General features: G+C 70.8%; 24 protein-coding genes. 12 read left to right on the top strand and 12 right to left on the bottom strand.

The genetic code is table 11. The features are described from left to right. The first annotated feature begins 95 nt into the window (after positions 1-95). A complete protein-coding gene (locus tag Asi03nite_RS07280; RefSeq protein ID WP_203677639.1) occupies positions 96-299 on the top strand; it encodes a hypothetical protein in 204 nt (67 codons plus the stop codon). A gap of 62 nt (positions 300-361) precedes the next feature. Here Asi03nite_RS07280 and Asi03nite_RS07275 read toward each other — a convergent pair whose 3' ends face one another. Beyond that, positions 362-1,087: an SDR family oxidoreductase gene (locus tag Asi03nite_RS07275; RefSeq protein WP_203677638.1), complete on the bottom strand. Its 726-nt coding sequence runs from the start codon at positions 1,085-1,087 to the stop codon at positions 362-364. Between the two features lie 84 nt (positions 1,088-1,171). On the opposite strand from Asi03nite_RS07275, the gene Asi03nite_RS07270 reads away from it, so the two are divergent. Continuing rightward, positions 1,172-2,014, top strand: a complete 843-nt coding sequence (locus Asi03nite_RS07270; protein ID WP_203677637.1) for a LysR family transcriptional regulator — start codon at positions 1,172-1,174, stop codon at positions 2,012-2,014. 157 nt (positions 2,015-2,171) lie between these two features. Here the strand turns inward: Asi03nite_RS07270 and Asi03nite_RS07265 are convergent, their stop codons facing one another. Beyond that, complete coding sequence (locus tag Asi03nite_RS07265; RefSeq protein WP_203677636.1) at positions 2,172-3,158, bottom strand: DNA topoisomerase IB; 987 nt, start codon at positions 3,156-3,158, stop codon at positions 2,172-2,174. A gap of 150 nt (positions 3,159-3,308) precedes the next feature. Beyond that, positions 3,309-5,552 (bottom strand): catalase, encoded by a 2,244-nt coding sequence (locus tag Asi03nite_RS07260; RefSeq protein ID WP_203677635.1) that lies wholly within the window; start codon positions 5,550-5,552, stop codon positions 3,309-3,311. A 185-nt stretch (positions 5,553-5,737) separates the two neighbouring features. Here Asi03nite_RS07260 and Asi03nite_RS07255 point away from each other — a divergent pair, with 185 nt between their 5' ends. After that, on the top strand, positions 5,738-6,031 hold the full coding sequence (locus Asi03nite_RS07255) for a sensor domain-containing protein (RefSeq protein ID WP_203677634.1): 294 nt from the start codon (positions 5,738-5,740) through the stop codon (positions 6,029-6,031). Between the two features lie 24 nt (positions 6,032-6,055). After that, positions 6,056-6,214, top strand: coding sequence for a hypothetical protein (locus Asi03nite_RS07250; RefSeq protein WP_203677633.1), 159 nt, complete (start codon positions 6,056-6,058; stop codon positions 6,212-6,214). Here Asi03nite_RS07250 and Asi03nite_RS07245 read toward each other — a convergent pair. Next, positions 6,204-7,373 (bottom strand): zinc-dependent alcohol dehydrogenase, encoded by a 1,170-nt coding sequence (locus Asi03nite_RS07245; RefSeq protein WP_203677632.1) that lies wholly within the window; start codon positions 7,371-7,373, stop codon positions 6,204-6,206. The two genes, Asi03nite_RS07250 and Asi03nite_RS07245, sit on opposite strands and share 11 nt — an antisense overlap. Positions 7,374-7,434: 61 nt before the next feature. Between Asi03nite_RS07245 and Asi03nite_RS07240 the strand changes: the two genes are divergently transcribed. The 3 genes from Asi03nite_RS07240 (at position 7,435) to Asi03nite_RS07230 (ending at position 10,002) form a co-directional block, all read left to right on the top strand. After that, positions 7,435-8,238 carry an SDR family NAD(P)-dependent oxidoreductase gene (locus tag Asi03nite_RS07240; RefSeq protein ID WP_203677631.1) on the top strand — a complete coding sequence of 268 codons (804 nt, stop codon included), beginning with the start codon at positions 7,435-7,437 and terminating at the stop codon, positions 8,236-8,238. Positions 8,239-8,773: 535 nt separating this feature from the next. Continuing rightward, complete coding sequence (locus Asi03nite_RS07235; RefSeq protein ID WP_203677630.1) at positions 8,774-9,433, top strand: hypothetical protein; 660 nt, start codon at positions 8,774-8,776, stop codon at positions 9,431-9,433. Beyond that, positions 9,433-10,002 carry a hypothetical protein gene (locus Asi03nite_RS07230; protein WP_203677629.1) on the top strand — a complete coding sequence of 190 codons (570 nt, stop codon included), beginning with the start codon at positions 9,433-9,435 and terminating at the stop codon, positions 10,000-10,002. The genes Asi03nite_RS07235 and Asi03nite_RS07230 overlap by 1 nt, the downstream gene beginning before the upstream one ends. Before the next feature lie 233 nt (positions 10,003-10,235). Here the strand turns inward: Asi03nite_RS07230 and Asi03nite_RS07225 are convergent, their stop codons facing one another. Continuing rightward, positions 10,236-11,138 (bottom strand): anti-sigma factor RsbA family regulatory protein, encoded by a 903-nt coding sequence (locus Asi03nite_RS07225; protein WP_203677628.1) that lies wholly within the window; start codon positions 11,136-11,138, stop codon positions 10,236-10,238. Positions 11,139-11,304: 166 nt separating this feature from the next. Then, entirely contained in the window at positions 11,305-12,072 is a 768-nt protein-coding gene (locus tag Asi03nite_RS07220; RefSeq protein WP_203677627.1) for a SigB/SigF/SigG family RNA polymerase sigma factor, read from the bottom strand. A gap of 280 nt (positions 12,073-12,352) precedes the next feature. Here Asi03nite_RS07220 and Asi03nite_RS07215 point away from each other — a divergent pair, with 280 nt between their 5' ends. Continuing rightward, positions 12,353-12,679 carry an STAS domain-containing protein gene (locus Asi03nite_RS07215; protein ID WP_203677626.1) on the top strand — a complete coding sequence of 109 codons (327 nt, stop codon included), beginning with the start codon at positions 12,353-12,355 and terminating at the stop codon, positions 12,677-12,679. Positions 12,680-12,877: 198 nt separating this feature from the next. Here Asi03nite_RS07215 and Asi03nite_RS07210 read toward each other — a convergent pair whose 3' ends face one another. Both Asi03nite_RS07210 and Asi03nite_RS07205 read right to left on the bottom strand, forming a co-directional pair. Continuing rightward, positions 12,878-13,279: a PPOX class F420-dependent oxidoreductase gene (locus Asi03nite_RS07210; protein WP_203677625.1), complete on the bottom strand. Its 402-nt coding sequence runs from the start codon at positions 13,277-13,279 to the stop codon at positions 12,878-12,880. Positions 13,280-13,326: 47 nt separating this feature from the next. After that, complete coding sequence (locus Asi03nite_RS07205) at positions 13,327-13,800, bottom strand: response regulator (RefSeq protein ID WP_239102503.1); 474 nt, start codon at positions 13,798-13,800, stop codon at positions 13,327-13,329. A 105-nt stretch (positions 13,801-13,905) separates the two neighbouring features. Here Asi03nite_RS07205 and Asi03nite_RS07200 point away from each other — a divergent pair, with 105 nt between their 5' ends. Beyond that, entirely contained in the window at positions 13,906-16,356 is a 2,451-nt protein-coding gene (locus Asi03nite_RS07200) for an NACHT domain-containing protein (RefSeq protein WP_203677624.1), read from the top strand. On the opposite strand, the gene Asi03nite_RS07195 is transcribed toward Asi03nite_RS07200, so the two are convergent. Beyond that, positions 16,341-17,870, bottom strand: a complete 1,530-nt coding sequence (locus Asi03nite_RS07195; protein WP_203677623.1) for an ABC transporter substrate-binding protein — start codon at positions 17,868-17,870, stop codon at positions 16,341-16,343. The genes Asi03nite_RS07200 and Asi03nite_RS07195 overlap by 16 nt on opposite strands. 143 nt (positions 17,871-18,013) lie before the next feature. On the opposite strand from Asi03nite_RS07195, the gene Asi03nite_RS07190 reads away from it, so the two are divergent. Then, entirely contained in the window at positions 18,014-19,171 is a 1,158-nt protein-coding gene (locus Asi03nite_RS07190; RefSeq protein WP_203677622.1) for an RtcB family protein, read from the top strand. A gap of 93 nt (positions 19,172-19,264) precedes the next feature. Here Asi03nite_RS07190 and Asi03nite_RS07185 read toward each other — a convergent pair whose 3' ends face one another. Then, a complete protein-coding gene (locus tag Asi03nite_RS07185; RefSeq protein WP_239102502.1) occupies positions 19,265-20,338 on the bottom strand; it encodes an alkene reductase in 1,074 nt (357 codons plus the stop codon). 113 nt (positions 20,339-20,451) lie between these two features. Between Asi03nite_RS07185 and Asi03nite_RS07180 the strand changes: the two genes are divergently transcribed. Then, entirely contained in the window at positions 20,452-20,883 is a 432-nt protein-coding gene (locus Asi03nite_RS07180) for a MarR family winged helix-turn-helix transcriptional regulator (RefSeq protein ID WP_203677620.1), read from the top strand. A 213-nt stretch (positions 20,884-21,096) separates the two neighbouring features. Beyond that, positions 21,097-22,170 (top strand): hypothetical protein, encoded by a 1,074-nt coding sequence (locus tag Asi03nite_RS07175; protein WP_203677619.1) that lies wholly within the window; start codon positions 21,097-21,099, stop codon positions 22,168-22,170. A 1,223-nt stretch (positions 22,171-23,393) separates the two neighbouring features. On the opposite strand, the gene Asi03nite_RS37700 is transcribed toward Asi03nite_RS07175, so the two are convergent. Together Asi03nite_RS37700 and Asi03nite_RS07160 are read right to left on the bottom strand one after the other, a co-directional pair. Next, complete coding sequence (locus Asi03nite_RS37700) at positions 23,394-24,302, bottom strand: TIGR03943 family putative permease subunit (RefSeq protein WP_239102501.1); 909 nt, start codon at positions 24,300-24,302, stop codon at positions 23,394-23,396. Continuing rightward, positions 24,299-25,282 carry a permease gene (locus Asi03nite_RS07160; protein WP_239102500.1) on the bottom strand — a complete coding sequence of 328 codons (984 nt, stop codon included), beginning with the start codon at positions 25,280-25,282 and terminating at the stop codon, positions 24,299-24,301. The genes Asi03nite_RS37700 and Asi03nite_RS07160 overlap by 4 nt, the downstream gene beginning before the upstream one ends. Between the last annotated feature and the right edge of the window lie 105 nt (positions 25,283-25,387).

Genomic DNA, 25,387 nt, shown 5'->3' with positions numbered 1-25,387 from the left:
CGTACCGGCTTCGTGCCAGCCCTTCGGTCAGATGACGGCGAGGTGTCCGGGTCGCCCATAGAGTGCCCCGAACACCAGCCCACCCGGGAGGACACGTGCCGGCAAGGTCGCCGAAGGCGAAACGCCGTTGGTTCGTCAAGGTTCTGATCGCCCTGGTGATCCTGGCGGTGGCAGCCGGCCTCGCGCTGTCCCGCCACCGGGCCGACGGCGCCAGGTACGGGCTCGGTCCCACGCCCAGCGCACCACCGGCCGGTGCCACCGCACCCGGCGCCCCGCTGGCTGAGATCGCCACGACCTGAGCACCGCCGGACGAGGTTCCGCGAGGTGAGCAACCCGGCTGGGATCGCCAGGACCTGAGCGGTCACCAGGGGACGACGCCGGCGTCCTCGAAGAACGAGCCCGTCGGGCCGCCGTCCGGGAGAGTAGCCAGGCGGATCGCCGTCGCCGCGCCCTGCTCCGCCGTGCGGTAGCCGCGGAAGCCGTTCAGATCCGTCGCGCAGTACCCCGGGCACGCCGCGTTGATCAGGATGTTCGTGTCCGCCAGCTCCTTGGCGTACTGCACCGTCACCGCGTTCAGGAACGTCTTCGACGGGGAGTACGCCGCGGCGATCGGCCCGCTCTCCGCACCCGGCGTCGACTGTCGGGTCAGCGAGCCGACGGAGCTCGACATGTTCACGATCCGCGGCGACGCGGACCGGCGCAGCAGCGGCAGCAGGGCGTTCGTGACCCGGATGACGCCGATGACGTTGGTCTCCACGACCGTACGAATGATCGCCGGGTCCACGACGGTCGGCTCCTGCGGGCCGCCGCCGGTGATCCCCGCGTTGTTGACCAGCACGTCGAGGCGCCCGAACCGGTCCCCGATCAGTCGCGCGGCGGCGGCCACACTCGCGTCGTCGGTCACGTCCAGCGGCACGCCGAACGCGTCCACTCCGGCGGCCCGCAGCTTCGCCACCGCCTCCTCGAGTCGCTGCGGATCCCGCGCGCCCACGCCGACGGTGCTGCCCTTCGCGCCGAGGCCGGCCGCGATCTCGTACCCGATGCCCTTGTTCGCGCCGGTGACCAGCGCAATCGTTCCCTCACTCATGCATTGATCCTGTCCGCGGCAGGATCGATGGACCAACACCGATCGGGTGGGGCCGCCATACCGCACGGGTATAGCCTTCTCGGCATGGAGACGCGGGAGCTGCGGTATTTCGTCGCGGTCGCCGAGGAGCTGAACGTCGGGCGGGCCGCCCAGCGGCTGGGGATCGCGCAGCCGCCGTTGTCCCGGGCGATCAGCCAGCTGGAGCGGCGGCTCGGGGTAGATCTGCTGGAACGGCACAGCCGCGGCGTGACGCTGACCGAGGCCGGGGCGGTGCTGCTGCGCGAGGCGCGGGCGGCGCTCGACGCGGTCGAGGCCGCCGAGCGCCGGACCCGCCGGGCCGCGTCCGGGCAGGCCGGGCTGGTGCTGGTCGCGAAGGCCGGCGCCTCGGCCGAGCTGCTGGCGAAACTGCTCGACGCGTACGCCGGTGAGCCCGACGCCGTCGGAGTCGAAGTGCTCCTGTGCGGCATCGCCGAGCAGGAACGCCTGCTGCGCGACGGGCGGGCCGACGTGGCGCTGCTGCACCACCCGTTCGACTCGACGGCCGGGTTCGACACCGAGGAGCTGGGCACCGAGAGCCAGGTGGTGATCCTGCCGGCCGGTCACCCGCTGGCCACCCGCCCGCACGTGCGGATGGCGGACATCACCGACCTGCCGGGCCTGCCGATGCCCCGGTGGCCGCGGCCGGACGGGACCTATCCGGAGGGGCCGGGCCCGGAGGTCCGCGACAGCACCCAGCTGCTGCAGCTGATCTCGCTGGGCCGGGCGTGCACGATCCTTCCCGAGTCGGTCAGGGTTCAGCTGCGCGGAGACGATCTGGTCGCCGTTCCGGTGCTGGACGCCCCGCTGGTCACCACGTTGATCGCCTGGCCTCCGCACAGCCGCTCGCGCGCCCTGGCCGCGCTGATCCGAACCGCCACCCGCCTCTGACCGTCCCCAATCGGCCGGCGGTCGGCAGCGCCTCGACCCCGCGACGCACTTCACAGCACCAGCCGTAGGCCCGTAGCCGGCGCCCAGAGGAAACGGCGAGGATGCGGGTCAGCCGCCGGGACGAGAATCCGGCCGATTCGTCACGCGGCTTCGTCGGCTAGGAGGTGGCGTCCTTGAGCAGCTTGCGAACCTCGCGTTCATCGCCACGCTCCGGCGCTTCGCCGTCCTCGTACTTCTCCAGCAGGCGGGGGTCGACATACGAGGCGCGGGCCACCGCCGGGGTGTTGCCGAGCTTGTCGGCCACCTCCCGCATCGCCCGCGCGACCACTTTGCGCCGCTTGGTCTTCGTCGGCTGCGGCCCGGCCTCGGCGAGTTCGGTGGCGGCCGTCACGGTGCCGTGCCAGGTGCGGAAGTCCTTGGCGGTCATCGGGGCGCCGCTGATCTCCCGGAGGTAGTCGTTCACCGCGTCGGCGCGGATCTCCTGCCAGCACTTGCCGGCCGGATTCCAGTAGGCGAACAGGCGGTCCTGCCCCTTGCGGCGCCGTCTGAGCGTGGAGAGCACCTCGGCGACCTCGCCGTCCTCGACGACCCGGGAGTGCTCGACGCCCGACTTGCCGGGGAATTTCAGCATCAGTTCGCCCTTGACCTGGCGAACGTGCTCCGGCCGCAGCGTGGAGAGACCGTACGACGGATCCTCCTCCCGGCTGGCGTAGCCGTCCCCGCCGATGCGGAACATCCCGAGGTCGAGCAGCCGCACGATGGCCGCGAGCACCCGTTCCCGGGTCAGGCCGCGGCCGGCGGTCAGGTCCTCGCAGAGGCGGTCGCGCATCCGCGGCAGGCGACCGGCGATCTCCCGTACCCGATCGAATTTCTCCTCGTCCCGGGCGGTCCGCCAGTCCTGGTGGTACCGATACTGTTTGCGCCCCGCGGCGTCGATGCCGGTCACCTGGATGTGCCCGCGCGGGTCCGGGCAGATCCAGACGTCCTTCCAGGCCGGCGGGATGACCAGGCTCTTGATCCGCTCCAGGGTCTCCGCGTCCTTGACCGGAGCCCCGTCCGTGTCCAGATAGCGGAAGCCGCGCCCGGAGCGGCGGCGGGTCAGTCCCGGCTTGGTGAGCACGCTTCGCCGCAACCGCTTCCCCATCGCCGCCTCCCCAGGCCGCCAGCAGCAAATCACGATCAAATTCGGCGGATCGACGTCGTACGCCGTGGCCACCGGCCGCTGCTCCCCGGGGCGGGCCCGGCGACGGTGATCGCCGGACCCTTCCACGTGAGTGGTCCCGGAGAGCCCCGGTCAGCCGACCGTGGCCGGGAACCGCTCCCAGACCCGGTGCGAGGCCATCAACTGCTGCACCGCGGCCAGCGCTCCGGCGGCCGTGTCGTGGGTGACCACGCCCGGCGTCTCGGCAAGCCCGATCCGCTGCAGCAGCTCCGCGCCCGGGCCCCACCCGCCGATCGCCTTCGCGTGCCGCCAGCACTCGTCGACCAGCAGGTTCACCCGCGGGTCCAGGGCCGCGGTCCGCGGCGCGCCGGCCTTCTCGTCGCGGGCCGGCACCGCGTCCGGAGCCGGCACCGGCGCGGCGGCCAGCAGCAGCGCGTCGAACTCGATCGAGCGGGCGGTGGCGAAGGTCCGCTGCACGGTAAGCGCGCCCACCTTGCCGCCGTGCGGCGCGATGATCAGCGGGACCATGCCGGCGGCCAGGATCGCCTCGCGCACCTCGGCCACGCCGTCGCTGTCGGTGTCGTCGACGACGATGCCGACCAGCCGCCCGTCCGCCGGCCACTGCTGGCCGACCTGCGAGAGCGCCGGGCTCGGGGTGACCTCGGACAGCTCGATGGTCGGCGCCGGCGCGGGCAGGCCCAGCCCGGCGGCGACCTGCTGGCAGAGCACCGGGTCGATGTTCGCCAGGCACTGCAGCTGCCGTTCCTTGATCGCCTGCTCGTAGCACTTGCCGAGCTCGAAGGTGTAGGCCCGGATGATGTGCTCCTGCTCGATCGGCGTCATGCTCAGCCAGAACAGCCGTACCTGGGTCCAGTGGTCCTGGAACGACACCGGCAGGTCGCGCACCTTGGGCGCCTCGGTGACGGTGACCGGCACGTCGACGAAGGAGTTCTCCTCGGTCGGGAACGGGTTGCCGCCGTCGAGCGAGTTCGGCTTGTACGGCGCCACGCCCGCGTGCACCGCGTGCTGGTGGAAGCCGTCCCGCAGCATGTCGTTCACCGGCGCGTGCGGCCGGTTGATCGGGATCTGGTGGAAGTTCGGCCCGGCCAGCCGGGTGAGCTGGGTGTCCAGGTAGGAGAAGAGCCGCCCCTGCAGCAGCGGGTCGTTCGTCACGTCGATGCCCGGCACCAGGTTGCCCAGGTGGAACGCCACCTGCTCGACCTCGGCGTGGAAGTTGGTGGGCGTCCGGTTCAGCACCAGCTTGCCGACCGGCTGCACCGGCGCGAGCTCCTCGGGCACGATCTTGGTGGGGTCGAGCAGGTCGATCCCGGCGAACGTCTCCTCCGGGGTGTCCGGGAAGACCTGCAGCCCCAGCTCCCACTCCGGGTAGGCGCCGGCCTCGATCGCGTCGTACAGGTCGCGCCGGTGGAAGTCCGGGTCGACGCCGGCGGCGATCTGCGCCTCCTCCCAGACCAGCGAGTGCACGCCCAGCTTCGGCTTCCAGTGGAACTTCACCAGCACGGTCTCGCCGGCGTCGTTGACCAGCCGGAACGTGTGGACGCCGAAACCCTCCATGGTCCGGAACGACCGGGCGATACCACGGTCGGACATGTTCCACATGGTGTGGTGCTGGGCCTCGGTGTGCAGCGAGACGAAGTCCCAGAACGTGTCGTGCGCGCTCTGCGCCTGCGGGATCTCCCGGTCCGGGTGCCACTTCGCGGCGTGCACGACGTCCGGGAACTTGATCGCGTCCTGGATGAAGAACACCGGCATGTTGTTGCCGACCAGGTCGAACGTGCCCTCGTCGGTGTAGAACTTGGTGGCGAACCCGCGCGTGTCGCGCACCGTGTCCGCCGAGCCGCGCGATCCCAGCACGGTGGAGAACCGGACGAAGACGTCGGTCTCCTTGCCCTTGTGCTTGAGGAACCCGGCCCGGGTCAGGTTCGCCGCGGTGCCGTAACTGGTGAAGACGCCGTGCGCCCCGGCGCCGCGCGCGTGCACCACGCGCTCCGGGATCCGCTCGTGGTCGAAGTGCGTGATCTTCTCGCGGAAGTGGTGGTCCTGCATCAGCAGCGGCCCGCGCGGACCGGCCTTCAGCGAGTGGTCGGTGTCGCGCAGGCGCGCGCCCTGAGCCGTGGTCAGGTAGGCGCCCTGCTGACCGAACGCGGTCGGCGGCGCGCCGGTCTCCGCGCCGGTCGGGGTCCGGGTGTCCGGCTGTCCCTGCTCTCGCTTGGGTGGCAGCGGGCCGGTCGGCGTGGTCGGCTCCTCGATCGTCGGCGTGCCGCTTCCCGGGGTGCCCGGGGCGTCCGGGCTCCGGTCGCCGGTCACGGCCGAGACAGCATCCTTGATTACCTCAGCCGGGTTACGTGATTCCATCCGGACAAACTCCTCGATAAGGTGTATTCGGCCCGGACTCCGAGTACCCAGGCCGGTCACCCGCAAACGATCGAGATCCCATGGAGTGCTCACATTTCGTTTCCCGCCGAGCCCCCGGTGAGCACCCCGATGGCCGCTCCCTCCCTCCGCCTGCGGCGACCCGCGGGCGCCTTCCTCTCCTGGCGGTGCACTGGCCCGGCGTACCGCTGATGATGTTCGCCTTCGGGATGTCCCGGGGGTTCGCCGACCACGAGCGGGAGCGGATCTCCGCGGCGCTCGGGGAGCCGGTGACGCGGCCGGACTACCGCGCCTCCGACTCCAGCAACGCGCTGCGCCGGCTGGCCACCGTGCTCGGTGACCGGCAGAGCTGGCGGGACCTGGCGCACGCGGCGCTGCGGTCCCCGCCCGGCGGCGTGGCCTTCTCGATGGTCGCGACCTGGTGGGCCGGCCTGGTCGGCGGCCTCACCTGGCGGCTGTAGGGCTGGTCGCTGCCGAGCGGCGACGTGGAGCCGCCGGAGCTGCTCGGCCTCGGCGACTCCTACCTGACCATCGTGGTGTTCTCCCTGGTCGTCGCGGTGCTCTTCGCGGCCACCCGGCCCGCCGCGATCCACACCGCGGCCCGGCTGGCGGCCCGCTTCGCCAGGGCGCTGCTCACGGCTTGAGCACGACCTTGATGCAGCCGTCCTCCTTCTTCTTGAACATCTCGTACGCACCGGGCGCCTCCTCCAGGGGCACCCGGTGCGTGACCAGGTCGTCCACCCCCAGCGGATCCGAGTCACCGGTCAGCAGCGGCATGATCTCGTCCACCCACCGCTTCACGTGGGCCTGGCCCATCCGCAGCGTCACACCCTTGTCGAACAGGTCCATCATCGGCATCGGGTCGGCGTTGCCGCCGTACACCCCGATGATCGAGACCGTGCCGGCCCGGCGCACCGCCTCGAACGCGGTCCGCAGCGCGGCCATCCGGTCCACCCCGGCGGTCTCGGTCACCTTGCGGCCGACCGCGTCGGGCAGCAGGCCAGCCGTCTTGATCGCGGCGGCCTGGAACGGCGAGCCGTGCGCCTCCATCCCGACCGCCTCGATCACGCGGTCCGCGCCCCGGCCGTGGGTCAACTGGAGCACCTCCTCGGCGCTGCCGACCACCTCGATGCCGTGGCGCTGGGCCATCGCGGCCCGCTCCGGCACGTCGTCGATCGCGAACACCCGGGAGGCGCCCAGATGCCGGGCGATGCGGGCGGACATCTGCCCGATCGGCCCCAGCCCGGTGACCAGCACGGTGTCCCCCGGCTCGACGTCGGCCCACTTCACCGCCTGCCACGACGTGGTGAGCACGTCGGAGAGGAAGAGGTAGCGCTCGTCGGGACGGCCGTCGTCGGGCACCTTGATCGGCCCGAAGTGCGCCTGCGGCACCCGCAGGTACTCGGCCTGGCCGCCGGGCACCTGACCGTAGAGCTTGGTGTAGCCGAACAGCGACGCGCCCTTGCCCTGCTCCTTGACCTGCGTGGTCTCACACTGGGCGAAGTAGCCGCGGGTGCACATCCAGCAGTGGCCGCAGGAGATGTTGAACGGGATCACCACCCGGTCGCCCGGCTTGATGTGGGTCACCTCGGATCCGACCTCCTCGACGATGCCCATCGGCTCGTGGCCGAGCACGTCGCCCTTGTCGAGGTACATGCCGAGCACGTCGTACAGGTGCAGGTCCGATCCGCAGATGGCGGTGGACGTCATCCGTACGATCGCGTCGGTCGGATCTTGAATCTTCGGGTCCGGAACGGTTTCCACCGAAACCTTGCCGGTGCCCTGCCATGTCAGCGCTCGCATGTCTCATGGGTGCCCAGCAGGATCGTGATTAACCACCCGTTTCGGGGGCACCCGGTACGACATGAACAATCCCAGTGAGAATCCCTTCGCCGTGGTCACCGGCGCTTCCAGCGGTATCGGCTTCGAGCTGGCGCGGATGCTCGCCGAGCGCGGCTTCGATCTGCTGATCGTCGCCGAGGACGACGGCATCGAGGAGGCTGCCACGCATCTGCGCCGCGACGGGGAGAACCAGATCACCGCGGTACGGGCCGATCTGGCCGACTACGACGGCGTCGAGAAGGCGTGGGCGGCGATCGCGGCCACCGGGCGCGACATCGACGCCCTGGCGCTCAACGCCGGTCGCGGCATCGGCGGCGAGTTCGTCGGCGGCACCGACCTGGCCGACGAGCTCAACGTGATCGCCGTGAACATCACCTCCACGGTCCACCTGGCCAAGCGGGCGCTGCCCGGCATGGTCGGCCGCGGCCGCGGCCGGGTGCTGGTGACCTCGTCGATCGCGTCCATGATGCCGGGCACCTACCAGGCGGTCTACAACGCGTCGAAGTCCTTCACCCAGTCGTTCGCCGAGGCGTTGCGCGCCGAACTGAAGGACACCGGCGTGACGGTGACCGCGCTGATGCCCGGACCCACCGACACCAACTTCTTCCACCGCGCCGAGATGGACGACACCCCGGTCGGCGCCGGCAAGAAGGACGACCCGGCGCTCGTCGCCGAGCAGGGCATCCGCGCGCTGCTCGACGGCGAGGAGAAGGTGCAGGCCGGCTCGCTGAAGACGAAGGCGCAGGCGGCCGCCAGCAAGGTGATGCCGGATCGGGCGAAGGCCGCGATGCACAGCAAGATGGCCGAGCCGGGCGGCGCCTCCTAGTCGCAGGCCGGCTCCAGGGGTGGGGCTCGAGTAGCGCCAGACCTGCTGCCGGCCGGCAGGTTACGGTCAAACCCGAGCCTCACCTGGTCGCACTTGTCGAGGCCGTACAGCCAGCCGGTGATTGCTGTCTGTTTTGTGTACGCCGTCGGCCATGGCGCGCTGATCAACCGTTTCGCGTCGCTGATATCAGATGATTGCAGTAACGGCGATGGCGAGGTGAATGGCGGCCCAGCCCTTGCGACACCGCGGGCTACCTGTGAGTAACAGCACCCGATTTCGGTTGCGGAAGCGCTGCGATCTTGTCTTAAGATCAGCCGCCACGTGCGAGATCACAGATCTCGACTAGCAATTCTGATAGGTCGAGACGGGAAAGAATCCCTTGAAAAAACCTCTCGCTGCGGTGTGCGCCACAGTCATCGCGACCAAGGAGGCCACGCGCTGGCTGTACCCACGCAGGCCCGCACCGGGCAGGTGGTGCACAACGGCGGGGCTGCGCTGCGAGGTCCGGAGTCGGTGAACAGCAGGCTTCGCGGATATGGTGCGTGACGCCGTCCTCGTCCGACCGGCAGCCGCACCCGGATTCTCGAACGCCGCAATCATCAATGCTCGCAGCAGCCAAATCTGGAAGAAGATCATCGCAACTTGTCGTGGCTGCACCAAAGCGAACGTCGACCGCAATGTCAGACTTCTGATCGACAGGTACAACAGCTTTTCCGTCGATGTCGCTTCGCGAAGCCTACCGGTGACGGGATTCGATGTAGCCAGCGCACTAGTAGCCGCCGGCATCAGCACAACAGCCTCCGTACGCTGGGACAGCGCAGAACTCACCATCGACCCGAAGACGGTCGGGCAACTCTCCGACGGTCTATGGTTGCGCATCGGCAGGAACGATCTGAGCCCGGCATCGATAGCCTACGCCGACGAGTACTGCGGCGCTTATCCCGGAGAAGCCCAAACAGGCACCGACCCGGTCAAGAAGATTCTCGCCGGGCCGGCCAGTTGCGGTTCTCGCGTCCCAGGACCGGTCAATGCCATCAAGCCAGTCAGCTGCCTCATCTCCGGTGTCGACGATGCCTCCGCACCGGCAGTGCTGGCTGAGACCTGGCCAGTGCGTGACGATGGCGCCCACGTCCGGTCCCGGAACCCGAAGCACTGGTTCACCGATGTCCGTGCCTGCATGAAGGACAAGAACTAATGAACATGAAACTCGCAGGCATCGCGGCGGCAGCAGTGGCCGCCGTAGCCCTTGCCGGTGTGGCGGTCACGCAGATGGACCACGACGATAGGCGCGCTTCGTCAATGCCAGACATCCCGTTCATCGATCAGAATGTCCCCGACCATCAGCTGCTGCAAGACGTTATCGAAGTGGTCACCTGGCGTGAATCCGGTGAAGCGAACCATTTCGCCTACGTGCCGAAGGACCAGCCCCCGTCACTGACGGGTCTGCACATTGGCGGCAACGGCGATGCGATCACCGACACATACGAGTTCGGGGCCGGGCTACAGGCGATCGCGGCCTTTGCTCAGAAGCCGATGGGATACTGCGACACGGCTCCCACCGGGGGATGCGCCAAAGAACTGACCATCCCCGGCGACGGAGCACCGACCCAGTACTTGAGCGTGTATTTCGTCGGCGTCACCGCGGAGTCCCAAGTCGATCTGTCGCAGCACAAGTTCTGGAAGTCCACCGAAATCGTCCCCGTCTCTCAAGCGCGATGGTTCACCGACCTGGTCGCTCGAGCCAAGGCGTCGACCGTCGACTGAACGACCCGCGATCCGAGGAGCCGGTATCAGCCCGATCCTGGTGCCACCACGATCTACGGCCAACCTCCGACGTGGCCCGCGGCGAGTGCGGAGAGGGCGCCGCCCAGGACGATCATCCGCACAACCGGCTCGAGGGGATCGCGCCGGCCTGGAGATGGTCTGGGAACTGGATGCGCATCCAGGGCGGACACGCGACGTGGCTGTCGACCACCATGCCGTCGAGTCGCTGCCTGCTAGAGATCGAACCCCATGTGTAGGCGGATGCTCGTGCCTCCGGGGCCGGTGTGGACGCGGACGAGGTCGCAGAGTTGGTTCGCCAGCAGCAGGCCTCGTCCGCCCTCGCTGGTGGCCGACGGCGGGATCCGCCCGGCGAGCGGATCGGTCAGGTGCCCGGCGTCGTCGACCTGGCAGACCAGCACCTGCGCCTCCGACCAGACCGCCAGGACGCCGCCGGCCGGACTGTGCACGATGGTGTTCTCGGCCAGCTCGTTGACCGCCACCACCAGGTCCTCCACCTTCGGCTCGGGCAGGCCGGCCCCGCGCGCCAGGCCCTCGGTGAAGCGCCGGACCGTGGAAAGATCGCCGACCACCTCGAAGGGATGCGTCGCCGCGCCGGCCGGCACGACAGGCAGCGGCTCGTCGAACCGCGCGGCCGGCGTGTAGACCGGGCTGGGTCGCTCCCCGTCCGCGGTGATCACCACCGGGTGCGTGCGCCACGCGCCGCGCAGCCAGGCGTCCGGCAGCGCGCCGGCGTCGTAGGGGCACAGAACCGCGCCGGTGAACACCACGTTGAGCAGGGCCTCGTGCAGGCCGCAGGCGGGATACTCCAGGTCGGTGCGGCCCGGCCAGACCGACTCCTGGACGACCGACACCCGGCGGCCGCGGTGCGCGGACGCGAACGGCAGCAGCAGCCCCGGCAGGATCCGGCCGGGATTGCGGCCGGCCACCGTCAGGTCCGCGTAGCGCACCGCGTCGCCGAGATCGGCGAGGGCGTCCCGCAGGACCACGAGGTTCTTGCCGGGCACGGCGACCAGCAGCGCCTCGCCGCCGGCCACCGCCGTCCGGGCGAACGACGTGACGCCCCGCAGATAGTCGTCGATGTCCTGATAGAGCAGGGCGGGGTGGTGCCGGGTCACGCCGGTTCCGACGGGGTCGTATCGACCATCACGTCCCCTCCCCACCGGTGTCGCCTGGTGAAGAGATTAGCGGTGATCCGCCAGGAAGCCGGGGCGACCGGCCCCGCCCCGGCACGTCGTGCCTGCCGGGCACGACGTCGGAACCCCGGCCGCCACCGGGCCCGCCTCAGCGGCTGTCCGGGCCCAGCTGGGTGCGCAGCTTGGTCAGCGCCTGGCCGAGCAGCCGGGACACGTGCATCTGGGACACCCCGACCCGTTCGCCGATCTGGCTCTGCGTCAGGTTGCCGTAGAACCGCAGTGTGACGATGGTGCGCTCGCGCTCGGTCAGGCAGCCCATCGCCGGGCCGAGCGCCAGATGCAGGTCGGCGGCCTCGTACCCGGGGTCCCGCTGTCCGAGCGTGTCGCCCAGCTCGGTGTCGCCATCGGCGGCGATCGGCGTGGACAGTGAGGTCGGGCGGTACGCGTTGCCGCCCTCCAGGCCCTCGATCACGTCCTCCTCGCTGACCCCGAGATGCTCGGCGAGGTCCGCGACGGTCGGCACCCGGCCCAGCGTCTGGACCAGCTGGCCGCGCGCCTTGTTGATGGCCATGTTGAGCTCCTGCAGGCGGCGCGGCACCCGGATGTTCCACATCCGGTCCCGGAAGTGCCGGCGCAGCTCCCCGAGAATGGTGGGAATCGCGTACCCGGCGAAGTCGGCGCCGCGCTCAGGCTCGAACCCGTCGATCGCCTTGATCAGCCCGACCATCGCGACCTGGGTCAGGTCCTCCAGGTCCTCGCCGCGGCTGGCGTAACGCCGGGCCAGCCGCCGGGCCATCGGCAGCCACGCGGTGATGGCCTCCTCGCGCCGCCAGACCCAGGCGGGATCGCGGCGCGGGGTCTCCACCAGCGCGGTGGCGAGATCGGTCTCGGAATCGGTCTCCGCAGCGAATCGCATGAAAGTCCCCTGACCGGCACGGGGATGTCCTCCCCGTGCAGGAAGGCACCCCGGCACCTTGATGCACACCTGGATGGATATTCGGCACACTGTTCGACCGATGCAGGAACCCTAGCCGTACGTCCCGGTTATTACCAGCCGAAAGTACTAATCGCTGCTGCTTACGCGGCCAGACCACCCCAAGGTGTGAGTGCCGTCGCGTTTGGCGGAGCAGCATTCTGGGCATCGGCGCGGGCCGAAGCGGGGATTCGGTTCGACAGTCGCGCGACAGGGAGAAGACATGGAATTCGGCTGCACGATCGAACGGCACGACGATCGGGTCGTCATCGTGCCCGAGGGCGACATCGACGCGGAAAGCGCGGGCGCGCTGCGGCAGATCCTGCGCCAGGCCGTGGACACGCCCGGCTTCACCCATCTCGAGGTGGACCTGCACCAGGTGGCCTTCCTCGACTCCACCGGCCTGGGTGTGTTCGTCGCCGCCCGCAAGGCCGCCCAGGCGCGCGGGCTCACGTTCCGGCTGCGCGACTTCGGCCCGATGGTGCGCATGCTGCTGCAGGTCACCAACCTCGAGGAGACGCTCACCGGCGAACCAGCCACCAACGTCTGACCACCGACCGCGCGGCACGCCGAGCGCCGGCTGCGGCCGCCTGCCTGCCACGCCGTGCGCCGGCCCGGCGCGTGCCGGGCAAAGCCATCGCGAGCTCCGCCGTGCGCAAGCGCGGGCGCGCCGCCGGAGCCCGGGTGGACGTGGCCCCGCGGACACGACGGCACGGGGAGCGGGCCCGGCCACGTACCACCGGTCGGGTCAGTGCCAGGGAGCGTGGACGATCCTGTCGACCCGGACGGTGAGCAGCACCCGGGTCTGCCGCCGGCCGCCGTAGTCCTGGTACGGCCCGCCGGTGTACTTGTGCGACAGCCGGTCGATGCTCTCCCGAGCGCCCTCGGTGTCCATGCTGATCACCGTCCCGGCCAGCGAGTAGTACGTCGACGGATCGGCCCCGTCCAGCACACTGACCGCCACCCGCGGATCCCGCTCCAGGTTGCGCAGCTTGCGGAAGCCCCGCACGGTGTTGATCAGCACGTGCTTGCCGTCGGTGTCCACCCAGGTCTGGGTGAGCTGCGGCGAGCCGTCCGGGTTGGTGGTGGCGACCAGGCACGGGCTGGGCGCGGCGAGCAGATCGAGCAGGCGCGCGGGCAGATCGGTCACGGTGATGGGGCTCCCTTCCCAAGCCCGGCCACCGTAACAGCCGTCGATCAACGCCGCCGGCGGAACGGCAGGACGACCGCCTCGCTCTCCGCTTCCCGTCGGACCGCGGCCTGGAAGAGGTCGTTGATCGTCCGGAGCGCGGCCTCGAACGAGTGGTAGTCCATCGGCTTGGTCACGAACGCGCTGGCCTGCTCGCGGTAGCTGGCCGCCACGTCCTCCCGCGCGGACGAGGTGGTCAGCACCACGACCGGGATGGCGCGCAGGCAGGCGTCCCGCTTCATCGCGGTCAGCACCTGGTGGCCGGACATCCGGGGCAGGTTCAGGTCCAGCAGGACCAGGTCGGGGCGCCGGGCCCGCCGGAAACAGCCGCGCCGGCGCAGGAAGTCCAGCGCCTGCGTCCCGTCGGCGACCCGGGTGACGACCGGTGGAACCGCGGCCGTCTCCAGGGCTTCCTCGATCATCAGGAAGTCCGCCTCGTCGTCGTCGACGACCAGAACGTGCAGGGCGCGGGCGCTTACCACGGTGCCCTTATACCCGCTGTATCGGTTTCCTCACTCCGCGTAGGCAGGCGATTTGCGGACCTCGTGGCCGGGTCCGCCCTGGCCGCCTGATGCCACGATGGACGGATGCGGGAGCTGCTCAACGAGATAGCGGCGTGGCAGGCGGTGCTCGCGATGCTCGGCGCGCTGGTCGGGGTCACCGGCTGGCTCGCCGCCCGCCTGCGGTCGATGCGCCGCGGCGCTCCCGAGCCGCGGTACCGGGCCTGGTTCCTGCGGGAGTACGCCGTCTACCGCAACCCGTACCTGGACGCCCGCGACGAGTTGCGCCTGGACCGGACGTACATCCCGCTGCTGGCCACCGCGCAGCACGACGCCAACCAGGTGGACGGCGACGTGGAGCGGGTCGCCGACAGCCGCGGCCACGTCATCCTGCTCGGCGAGGCCGGGGCGGGCAAGAGCACGGCCCTTCAGGCGTACGGCGTCTCGCTGCTCCTCAGACGCACCGGGGACGTCCCGTTCTTCGTCCCGGTACGCGTCCTGGCCGCCCCGTGGCAGCACGACTCCCTCGGCGACTACCTGGTCAAGCTGATGCGCACGGCGATCCCGCAGTGCTCGGAGCGGGAGGTCCGCGAGGTGATCGCCCGCCTGCTGGCCGAGCGCCGCCTGGTGGTGCTGCTGGACGGCCTGGACGAGGTGGACCCGGCCCGGTACGAGCGGGTGCTCAACGACGTCCACCGGTTCACCCACGAGACCGTCGGCGCCCGGTTCGTGGTGACCAGCCGCCGGCACAGCTTCCTGCGGAACAGCCGGGACTGGCTCGCCTCGCCGGAGCCGGGCACGCACCGCGAGGTGGCGCTGCGGCCGCTGCCCGGGGCGCCGACCCAGGTGTACGCGGTGTCCCCGCTCACCGAGACGCAGATCCTGGCCTACCTCGACCGGTTCCGGGACCGCTTCTGCGACCCGGAGGGCCCGGAGCGGTTCCTCGCCGAACTCAACCGGCTCCGGCTGGTCGAGCTGCACCGCAACCCGCTGGTGCTGTCGATGTCGGTGGGCCTGTTCGCCGACCGGATCCGGCTGGACATCCCACGCTCGGTGGCCGCCCTCTACCAGACGATGATCTCGGAGATGCTGGACCGGCACACGTTCCTGCAGAACGACAGACAGGTCGCCGCGAACCGGTTCGACAAGACCGACAAGTACGACGTGCTGCGCGGCTTCGCGCTGACCGCGCTGGACCGCGGCTGGTTCGGCGCGTTCCGCACCGAGGATCTGGTGCAGCACACCCGCAGCACCCGAGGCCGGCTGCTGATCGCCGACGACGAGGTGGAGGACCTGGTCCAGGAGATCATCGAACGGTCCGGCCTGCTCACCCCGACCGGACCCGGGCGGTACGGGTTCGCGCACCGCTCGATCCAGGAGCACCTCGCCGCCGAGCAGCTGATCGTGCTCGGCGGGCCGGGCCGGGAGCGGCTGCGCCGGCACGCCCTGGAGCAGGACTGGCGCCAGGTGTTCGTCTACTACACGGCGATGGCCGACCAGGAGCCGGTCACCCCGTTCCTGGCCGAGCTGGCGGTCGCCGCGCCGATCCTGGCCTGCGCCTGCCTGTCCGGGGCGAACTGCGCCGACGAGGTGGGCGCGGACCTGGTCGCCCGGGTCGAGCGGGTGCTGGAGACCGAGCCCGCCCGGCGCATCCCGGCGTTGGCCGCGCTGCTGAGCGCGATGGCCGCCCGGCGCCCGGCGATCCGGGCGCGGGCACGGGCGGCGGCCTTCGCCTGGATCACCAGGATCAGCGAGCCGGGGGCGATAAACGCCATCGGCGGTACGTACGAGCCGGCCCTGGAGATCGCCACCACCCTGATCGAGGAGTCGAACGATCCGGAGGTCAGCGACGATCTGGTGGCGCAGGTCGCCGAGCTGGCCCCGAACGATCCCCGGCTGGTCGGCCCGCTCTGGCGGCACCTGGGCCGCACCACCCGCCCGGCGCCGGTGATCGATCGGCTGCTGCGCCTGGCGATCGACCCGGTCTGCTTCGCCGAGTTGCAGCGGCAGCCGCCGCAGAGCCCACCGTTCGCCGACGACCGGCTGCGCCGCGAGGTGTACCCGTTCGAGCGTGGACAGAGCCGGGACAGCAATCTGGTGACGCTGCTCTGCTGGGCCGCCGAGAAGCAGGTGGTCTGCTCGGAGCCGAACCTGTTCCTGCGGGCCCGCTACGAGGACCCGCAGGCGTGGCGGCGGCTGGAACGCGACCGCGGCCACCAGCGCCGGCCGTGGCGATGGCCGCTGCACCGCGACCGGAACCGGGACCGGGACGAGCTGCTGGTCGGCGGTCTCCTGACGGTGGTGGCGCTGGGCGCGGTCGCGGTGGTCATCACCGGCCTGGCCGGGGTGGGCAACCGGCTCGGTGGCGCGCTGGCGCTGGTGCTGGCCGCGGCCGAGCTGGCGATCGCGCTGACCATGCTGGGCGTGCGCCCCGGGTCGGCCCCGGACGACGGCGCGGAGGAGCCGTCGCACTGGGCCGAGGCGTACACCAGCGACGACAGCCGCCACTGGCTGGCCCCGGCTCAGTCGGTCAGGTAGGGCGGCACGTCCGCCGGCAGCCGCATGCCGGACGTGCCGATCTGCCGGAAGACCACCACCTTGCCGCTGGCCCGGCCGTCCCCGGCCGACCGGCTGCCGAAGTCGAGCGTGCCGGCGCCGGCCTTGACGGTGTTGGCCAGCGACAGGTTCGCGAACTGGGTCTGCACGTCGGCGGCGGTGGGCACCGGGTTGCCGAGCGCCGCCAGCCGGGTCGCCGACACGGCCGCGGCGATCGCGTCGTGGTAGGAGACCGCGTACCCGTCGGAGAGCGACGCCTCGTCGAAGCCGGCGCTGAGAAACCGCTTGTGGAACGCCGGATAGCCCTCCGGCACGCCCGGCCCGCCGCGCAGCCAGCCCGGCGAGTCCCCCGACGACGCGTAGATCACCGTGACCCGCGCCTCGTCGAGCACCTTCACCCGGTCCTGGGCGGCCTGGAACCCGGTGGCGCCGACCATCACGGTCAGCGGTTTCTGCCGGCACACCCGGGTCGCGAGCGCGTCGGCGAACGCGCCGAAGTCGGCCACCCGCCCGGCGAAGAACACCGTGTCCAGCGGCGCCTGGGGGTCCAGCATCGCGCTACAGATGTTGGTGACGATCGGGACGAACACGTTGGCGGTGACCGGCGTCTCGACGGTGCTGCCGCTGAACACCTGCGGCGCCGAGATCAGATAGTCCTTCAGCTGCGTCTGCAGGGCCTGCCTGAGCGTACGGGGGTAGGGGTCGTCGTTCTGGTCCGCCACGATCAGCGCGTTCCTCACCGGCAGCGCCTGCTTCTGCGTGGTCAACAGGTGCTTGAGCGCGAGCGCGTAGTCAACGTTGCTCGGCGACACGCTGTGGAAGGTCCGCGCCGTCGCCGCGGTCAGGCTGGTCGCCGACGTCACCGCGCCGATCGCCGGGATCCCCGCCTCGGCCAGCGCCCTGGTCATCTCCTCGGTGCCGGCGAAGCTGGAGCCCAGGCCGGCGACCGCGACCACCGGGTGGTCCGCGACGCTCAGCGCCAGGATCGCGTCGCGCAGGCCGGTGACGTACTCCTGCCGGGAACCCTGCTCGACCAGCACCAGCTCGATGCCGGGCGCGTCCGGGTCGTAGAACTCGCGGGTGGAGTTGGCCCGCAGCAGCGCGGTGTAGGCGCCCTCCAGGCTGAACCGCACCTGGTCGATGGAGATCGCCGAGCGCATGTTCGCGTTCCCCGGCACGCCGAGGGGGGTGAGCAGCACGATCCGGACGTACTTGCCCTGCTTGGCCTTCATCTCCTCGTTGGCCCGGAAGATCTTGTCGGCGACCGGCCGCAGCACCGGGTCGAGCCGGGCGCTGCCGGTCACCGGCCCCAGGCACTCGCCGGTGGCCGCGGTCAGCTCCGCCGGGCAGCCGCCGGACGGCCGCGCGATCGGCTCGCCCGGCCTGCCGCCGCCCCGCGACCGCAGCGCCACCAGCAGCCCCACCAACGCGATCGCGATCAGGGCCGCGGCCGTGTAGAGCACCACCTTGCGTCCCGCGCCCGCTCCCCCAGTCACCCTGTCGCCCCCAGTAGCCGCCGGGTCACCAACAACGGAACATTTTTGCTCCACAATGGCCCGCTCGCGCAAGGGTGGAAAATGCCTGAGCACTAACGCCGTACGTGCGAAAATCTTGTGGTTTTCCCGGAAGGAGCCGAAACGTGCGGCAGATCAACGACCGGCTGCTCAACTGGGCGAGCCTGATCGAGGCGGAGACCCTGGCGCAGGCGGAGAAGGCGTCCCGGCTGCCCTTCATCCATCCGCACATCGCGCTGATGCCGGACGCGCACCTGGGCAAGGGCGCCACCGTCGGCTCGGTGATCCCGACGCTGGGCGCGCTGATCCCGGCCGCCGTCGGCGTCGACATCGGCTGCGGGATGGCCGCCGTGCGCACCCAGTACCGGGTCGAGGACCTGCGCCCGGACCTCGGGACGCTGCGCACCTCGATCGAGCGGGCGGTACCACTGTCGGCCGGCTCGTACAACAGCAGGCTGACCGAATCCGCCCAGGCGCGCGTTTCGGCTCTCGCCGACAAGGCGGACTTCGACCCGGCGAAGTACGCGAAGAACTGGAAGCTCCAACTCGGTTCGCTGGGCAGCGGCAACCACTTCATCGAGGTGTGCCAGGACGAGCAGAGCCGGATCTGGCTGTTCCTGCACTCCGGCTCGCGCGGCGTCGGCAACAAGATCGCCAGCCATCACATCCAGATCGCGCGGAACCTGATGGCGCAGCGGCGGATCGACCTGCCCGACCGCGACCTGGCCTACCTGGAGGAGGGCACCGGGCAGTTCGACGCGTACCTGCGGGAGCTGCGCTGGGCGCAGGACTTCGCGCTGGCCAACCGGGACGAGATGATGGACCGGGTGGTGGCCTGCTTCGCCGAGTTCGTCGGCGGGCCGGTGCGGGAACTGGAACGGGTGCAGTGCCACCACAACTACACCGAGCAGGAGACGCACTACGGCAAGCGGGTGTGGCTGTCCCGCAAGGGCGCGATCAACGCGGGACCCGGGGTGCCGGGGTTGATCCCGGGATCGATGGGTGACGCGTCGTACGTGGTCGTGGGCAAGGGCAACGCGCAGGCGCTGAACTCGTCGCCGCACGGGGCCGGCCGGGCGTACTCACGGTCGAGGGCCCGCCGGACGTTCACCCGGGAGCAGTTGCGGGCCGCGATGAAAGGGATCGAGTACCGCGACACGGACGCTTTCCTGGACGAGATCCCGCAGGCCTACAAGCCGATCGACGTGGTGATGCAGGACGCGGCGGACCTGGTCTCGATCCGCCACACCCTGCGTCAGCTGGTCAACGTGAAAGGCGACTGACCAGTTCCCGGCCGGCGCGGACCGTTCTCCGCCCGCGCCGGATGGTCAGTTCCTCGCCCGCCGGCTGGCCGGTTCTTCACCGGGGCCGGACGGTCAGTCCTTCACCAGCGCCGGGTAGTCGATGTAGCCGGTGTGGTCGCCGCCGTACGCCTTGGACATGTCCGGGGTGTTGAACGGCCCACCGGCCGCCAGCCGCGCCGGCAGGTCCGGGTTGGCCAGGAACAGCGCGCCGAACGAGATGAGGTCGGCGGTGCCGTCCTCGATCAGGGCCAGGTCGTCCGGGCCGGTCGGGTTCGGGTAGGTCCCCGGGTTCAGGATGTACGTGCCCGGCCACTGGGCGCGCAGCTTCCTGGTCAGCTCCCGGCCCGCGGCCTCGGCGACGTGCAGGTAGGCCAGGCGCAGCGGGGCCAGCCGGTCGAGCAGCGCCGTGTAGAGCTCCTCCACGTGCTCCTCGGCGATGTCGTTGAACACGTTGCCGGGCGAGACCCGGATGCCGACCCGGTTGGCGCCGATCGCGTCGGCGACCGCGGTCGTGACCTCGACGGCGAAGCGGATGCGACCCTGGATGTCGCCGCCCCAGCCGTCGGTGCGCCGGTTCGCGTTCGACGACAGGAACTGGTGGACCAGGTAGCCGTTCGCGCCGTGGATCTCGACGCCGTCGAAGCCGGCCGCGATCGCGTTGCGGGCCGCGCTCGCGAAGTCCGCGATGATCTCGGCGATCTCCGCCTCGGTCAACTCCTTGGGGGCGACCATGTCCTGCGGGCCGTCCTGGGTGACGATCTGCCCGGCCGGCGCGACCGGGGACGGCCCGGCCGGGTGCAGGTCGCCGGGAAGCACGCTGGGGTGGCCGATCCGGCCGCTGTGCATCAGCTGGGCGAAGATCACGCCGCCCGCGTCGTGCACCGCGTCGGTGACCTTGCGCCAGCCGGCGATCTGCTCCTCGGAGTGCAGGCCCGGGGTGTTGATGTAGCCCTGGCCGGCCGCGGACGGCTGGGTGCCCTCGGTGATGATCAGACCGGCCGAGGCGCGCTGGGCGTAGTACTCCGCGTTCAGCTCGGTCGGGCTCAGGCCCGGCCCGAACGCGCGGTTGCGGGTCATCGGGGACATCACGATGCGGTTGGCGAGCTTGGTGCCGCTGAGGTCGTACGCATCAAATGCCGTTGCCATGCGCCTATCCTTCATCCAGTGAATGGTTCACGCCGTGAACGAATTTAGTTCACGGCGTGAACATCCGCAAGTACGATGGCGGGAGGTACCGGGTGCGGAAGGAGAATGGGCAGGTGAAACAGCAACCGGGGTTCGGCCACCAACTTCTGGAACTGGCCGGGCTGATCCAGCGTCGCCATGCCCAGATCTGCGCCGAGCACGACCTCACCCCCGCCCAGTCCCTGCTGCTGTGCACCCTCAAGGACGGGCCGCGGCGGATGGCCGACCTCGCCGCCCGGCTCGGCATGGCCAAGCCCGCGCTCAGCCAGCTCATCGACCGGATCGAGAGCCGTGGCCTGGTCCGCCGGACCACCTCGGAGCAGGACCGCCGGGTGGTCACCCTGGAGGCCACCCCGGAGGGCAAGAAGATCGGGCGAGCGTTGTACGAGGATGTCGACGCGCGCCTGCCCGACGTCGCGGCCGCGCTCGGCCCCCGGGACAGGCGGCTCTTCGCGGGGCTGGTGGGTTCGGTCACGCTCGGCCCGGGAAACTGCCCGTCCGGGTAGGAGCGCCCCGCGCGGCGGCGCCTCCCGCCTCTCACCGGGCGCGGTGGTCCTCACCCACTCTCGGCGCGGTGGCCGCTCTCGCCTCTTCTCGGCGCGGTGAGCTCTCCCGTCTCTTCTCGGGGCGGTGGCCTCTAACGTCTCTTCCGGGCTCTTCTCGGCGCGGTGGCCCTCTGGCTGGGGCTCCGGTGCGGGCTGGTCGGCTAACATCGCGCAATGCCGGACCGTGGACGCCTCACCCGCACGCTGATCGGGCTCGGGGTCGCCCTCGCCGCAGGCGCCGCCCTGCTCTTCGGCTCTCCCGCCCAGTCCGGCGAGCCGGTCCCGCTGGCCCTGAGCACCGCCTGGCCGAACGCGCAGCGCGGCAGCATCCCGTCGAAGCTGCCGGACGGCAGTGACTTCTCCCCCGCCCTCTTCCTGGACGCCCGCACCGCGATCGGCACCGCCCAGAGCCAGGACGGCAAAATCCTGCGCCTGATCCTCCGCCAGTCCGACGGCGGGCTGCGCGAGCTGCGCGAGGTGCCGGCCGAGCACCGAGCCCCGTTCACGGCCCTCACCAGCACCGGAGAAACGCTGGTCTGGGTCGAGAGTGTCAACGGCAGGCAGCAGATCTGGACCGGCGACCTGACCGGCGCCACCGAACCCCGGATGCTGACCGCCGAAGCCGGCGCCATGCAGTTCTACGACACCCAGAACGACCTGGTCATCGCGGACGGCAAAGTCCACTGGGTGGCCAGCGGCACCGGCGACACCACTGAGTTCCGCTCGGTCCCGCTGGACGGCGGCAAGGTGACGGTCACGACGGAGAAGGGCACCTGGGGCCTGTCCACCTGGCCATGGGCGGTCGACGGCCAGACCTCCGCCCGCGGCGCCACCACCCTGCGCAACCTGACCACCGGCGAGACCGTCGCGGTCCCGTCAACGGACCGCACGGTCACGTCGTGCAGCCCCGCCTGGTGCCAGATGGTCTCCATCAACGACGACGGCTACTCACGGATAGATTTGTCCCACCCCGACGGCTCCGCCCGCCGCAAGGTAGCCGAGGGCACGGTCGCCACGGTCATCCCCGACGTGGCAGTCCTGGACCGCTTCGACATCCTGGCCGAGGTGACGGCCCAGTCAGAACTGACCGGAAACCAGGAACTACGAATCTACGACCTCAGCAACCGCCACACGATCCTGGTGAGCCCGGACGCCGGCAACATCTCCTACCGGGCCGGCGTCCTGTGGTGGTCCACCGGCGACCAGTCCTCCTTCGTCCGGAACAGCCTGGACCTACGCACCATCTGAACCCGTCCCACGCCAAGAACCCGCCCCACGCCAAGAACCCGCCCCACCGCGAGAAGCGAACACCCCAGGGTCGAGCAGAAGCGGATCGGCGCACCGCGACCACGGCGCACAACCCGAACACGCAGCGGCACGGAAGCAGCCCAGCGCATGGACGCGCAGACCCGCGGACGCGGGCGAACCGCGGGCGCGGGCGAACCGCGGGCGCACGCCAACCCCGGGCGCACGCCAACCCCGGACGCACGCCAACCCCGGACGCACGCGAACCCCGGACACAGGCCAACCCCGGACACAGGCGGGGCACCGCGACGATCCGCGGGTGAATAGCGCGGCCAGCCGTGCCAAGGAGAGGCACGGCGGCCGAGGGCACGGTGACCCAAGCCGACCCGGCGGCAGGGAAACGACGCCGAGTGCCACCTTGAGCACCATCGAACAGCAACCACAATATTCAAGAAATCCCGCCTCGACCCGGCCGAGGAAAAAGAAGAAGACGCTATCTCCCGGGAGGAGACCCGCGGGGCCGGGCGGTTAGGCAATGCAGACGGAGTTGGCCGCGCGGAGCGAATCGACGACCCAGAGCAGGTCGGATGCACGGAGCGAATCGACGACCCAGAGCGGGTCGCCTGCACGGAGCGAATCGGCTGCGACAGGCAGGCCAGCGCCGACGCCGAGCGGGTCGGCTGCCCCAGGCAGGCCGGCGACGCAGAGCGGGTCGGCTGCGCAGTGCGACTCTGCTGTATTCGTCGTAGCTTCTCGGCATGACGCCGCTTCAGGCCCCAATCCCGATGACGCTGATGCTCGCTACGGAACTTCTCCGCCTCGGCCGAATAATTGCGGCGCAGCGTGCGGTCACGCATTCCGGAGAGTTCCGCTCCGCTGAACAGCGACAACTGTCTCATGCATCAATCATCCCGCTTCCGGAAATTGCCGTGTCAGTGTTCGATCATTTCGAAACCATCACAGAAACTCGCGTCCATCGTCCGCACATCCGGAACGCAAAGGGCGCGAGGCGGCGCAGGCGAGAGGAATCGCGCGGGCAGGGCGGCGCGGGGCGGCGCAGGCCGGCGGGGCAGCGCAGGCCGGCAGGGCAGCGCAGGCCGGCAGGGCAGCGCAGGCCGGCAGGGCAGCGCAGGCCGGCAGGGCAGCGCGGGCCGGCGGGGCAGCGCGGGCGAGACAGCACCAGGAGGGCCGCACGGACAGGATCGCGCGGGCAGGGCGGCGCGCGGTCAGGCGTATGGCTGCTTCGGCTGGTCGATCTCCTGCCAGGACTTGATGTCGAGGTAGGCGACCTGCGCCTTGTTCACCGGATCCGAGCCCACCTCGCCGCGGTACACGCCGACCACCTCGACCCAGGCGTCCGGTGGCGCGTCGATCGGGGCGCCGGTCAGACCGACTTTGATCGGGCGGCCGTCCGCGGCGCAGCAGGTGAGGACGATGCGGGCCAGCATCGGCTTGCCGTCCGGGCCGGGAGTGATGAAGCCGGTCAGCTTAACGTCGCGGCCGGCCAGGCTCCGGCCGCCGTCGAAGACCGCGCGGGAGGCGTAGTCCAGCAGGCTCAGTTCCACCGGGTCGCCGGCCGGCAGGGGCGGATAGTCCGAGGCGGCGGCCGGGCCGACACTGCCGGCCTGGTTGGCCGCGAACGAGCCGAGCGCCGGCGGCGAGATCAACAATAGGCCCAGCACGGGGAGCAGGAGCAGCCACCCTACCCGCGGCTCGTGGTGCCCGTGGCCATGCCCGTTGTCATGGTCGTGCGCGCCGCCGCCCCCGGAGCCGTCGACGGGAGCGGCGACTTCCGGAGCGGAGCCGCCGACAGAAGTGGGGCCCTCCGGAGCAGAGCCGCCCGAAGAAGCGGCTGGTTCCGAAGCGAAGCCGCCAGGAAGAGCAGCGACTTCCGAAGCGGAGCCATCGACAGGGGCGGCGGAACCGTCAGCGGGAGCGGCGGGTTCTGGACGGCGGGCGGCGCGGAGGTCGTACCACATCGTCATTGCCGCGGCCGCGACCAACAGGATGCCCGCAAGGAGGAGGAAGGGCCGCAGGCCCTCCTTGACGTAGCGGAGGAAGACGTCCGTGACGGTCGCCTTGATGACGGCGCCGCCGAACAGCAGCATGACGACTGCCTGGGTCAGCCGGCTCACAACAGCACCAGGCCGAAGGCCGAGCCGATCAGGATGGCGGCCACGAACGTCGTGGGGGCGAAGCGGACGGCGAAGCCCCTGCCGAAGACGCCGGTCTGCATGGAGATCAGCTTGAGGTCGACCATCGGGCCGACCACCAGGAAGACCAGGCGGGACGTCAGGGAGAACTGGGACAGCGAGGCCGCGACGAAGGCGTCCGCCTCGCTGCAGATGGAGAGCAGGACGGCGAGGGTGGCCAGGGCCAGGACCGAGATGACCGGGTCGCCCGCCAGGCTCTGCAGCCACCTCGCCGGGACGACCACGTTGATGGTGGCCGCCGCGGCCGCGCCCAGCACCAGGAAGCCGCCGGCGTGCATGATGTCGTGGCGGCACGCCGCCCAGAACGCGCGCGCCCGGGACGTGTCGTCCAGGTCGGGGCGGTGCGGCAGCTTGATCCACTCCGGGCGGCCGATGCGCAGCCACAGCCAGCCCATCGCGACCGCGACGACCAGGCTGGCGACGCCCCGGGCGACAGCCATCTGCGGCTGGCCGGGGAAGGCGATCACCGTCGCGGTGAGCACGATCGGGTTGATCGCCGGGGCGGCCAGCAGGAACGCCAGCGCCGCGGCCGGGGTGACGCCACGTCTGATCAGCGAGCCGGCGATGGGCACGCTTCCGCACTCGCAGCCGGGCAGGATCACGCCGGCGACACCGGCGGCGGGCACGGCCAGCGCGGGATGGCGGGGCAGCGCGCGGGCCCAGAATCCGCGGGGCACGAACACCGCGATGACCGCGGAGAGCACCACCCCGAAGACCAGGAACGGCACCGCCTGGACCAGCACGGAGACGAACACCGTCGCCCAGGTCTGCAGGGCGGCCCCGGAGAGCAGCCCGGCGATCCGGCCGCGGGCCAGCACCAGCAGCACCAGCACGACGGCCAGCACCTCGAGCGAGCCGATCGTCGTGTTCTTCTCCGAGTCCGGGCTCGTCGACGTCGTCACCACAGGCACGCCCCTTTCCGCTCCGGGCCCGTCAGAACTTACCCGGCGCCACCGGCGGGCCCGTGCCACGCACCACCCGAACGACGTCACTATCAAATACCGAGA

The sequence above is a fragment of the Actinoplanes siamensis genome (assembly GCF_016862395.1).
Taxonomy (GTDB): domain Bacteria; phylum Actinomycetota; class Actinomycetes; order Mycobacteriales; family Micromonosporaceae; genus Actinoplanes; species Actinoplanes siamensis.
The sequence above is the reverse complement of the archived record's forward strand: the minus strand, read 5'-3'. Positions and strand labels throughout refer to the sequence as shown.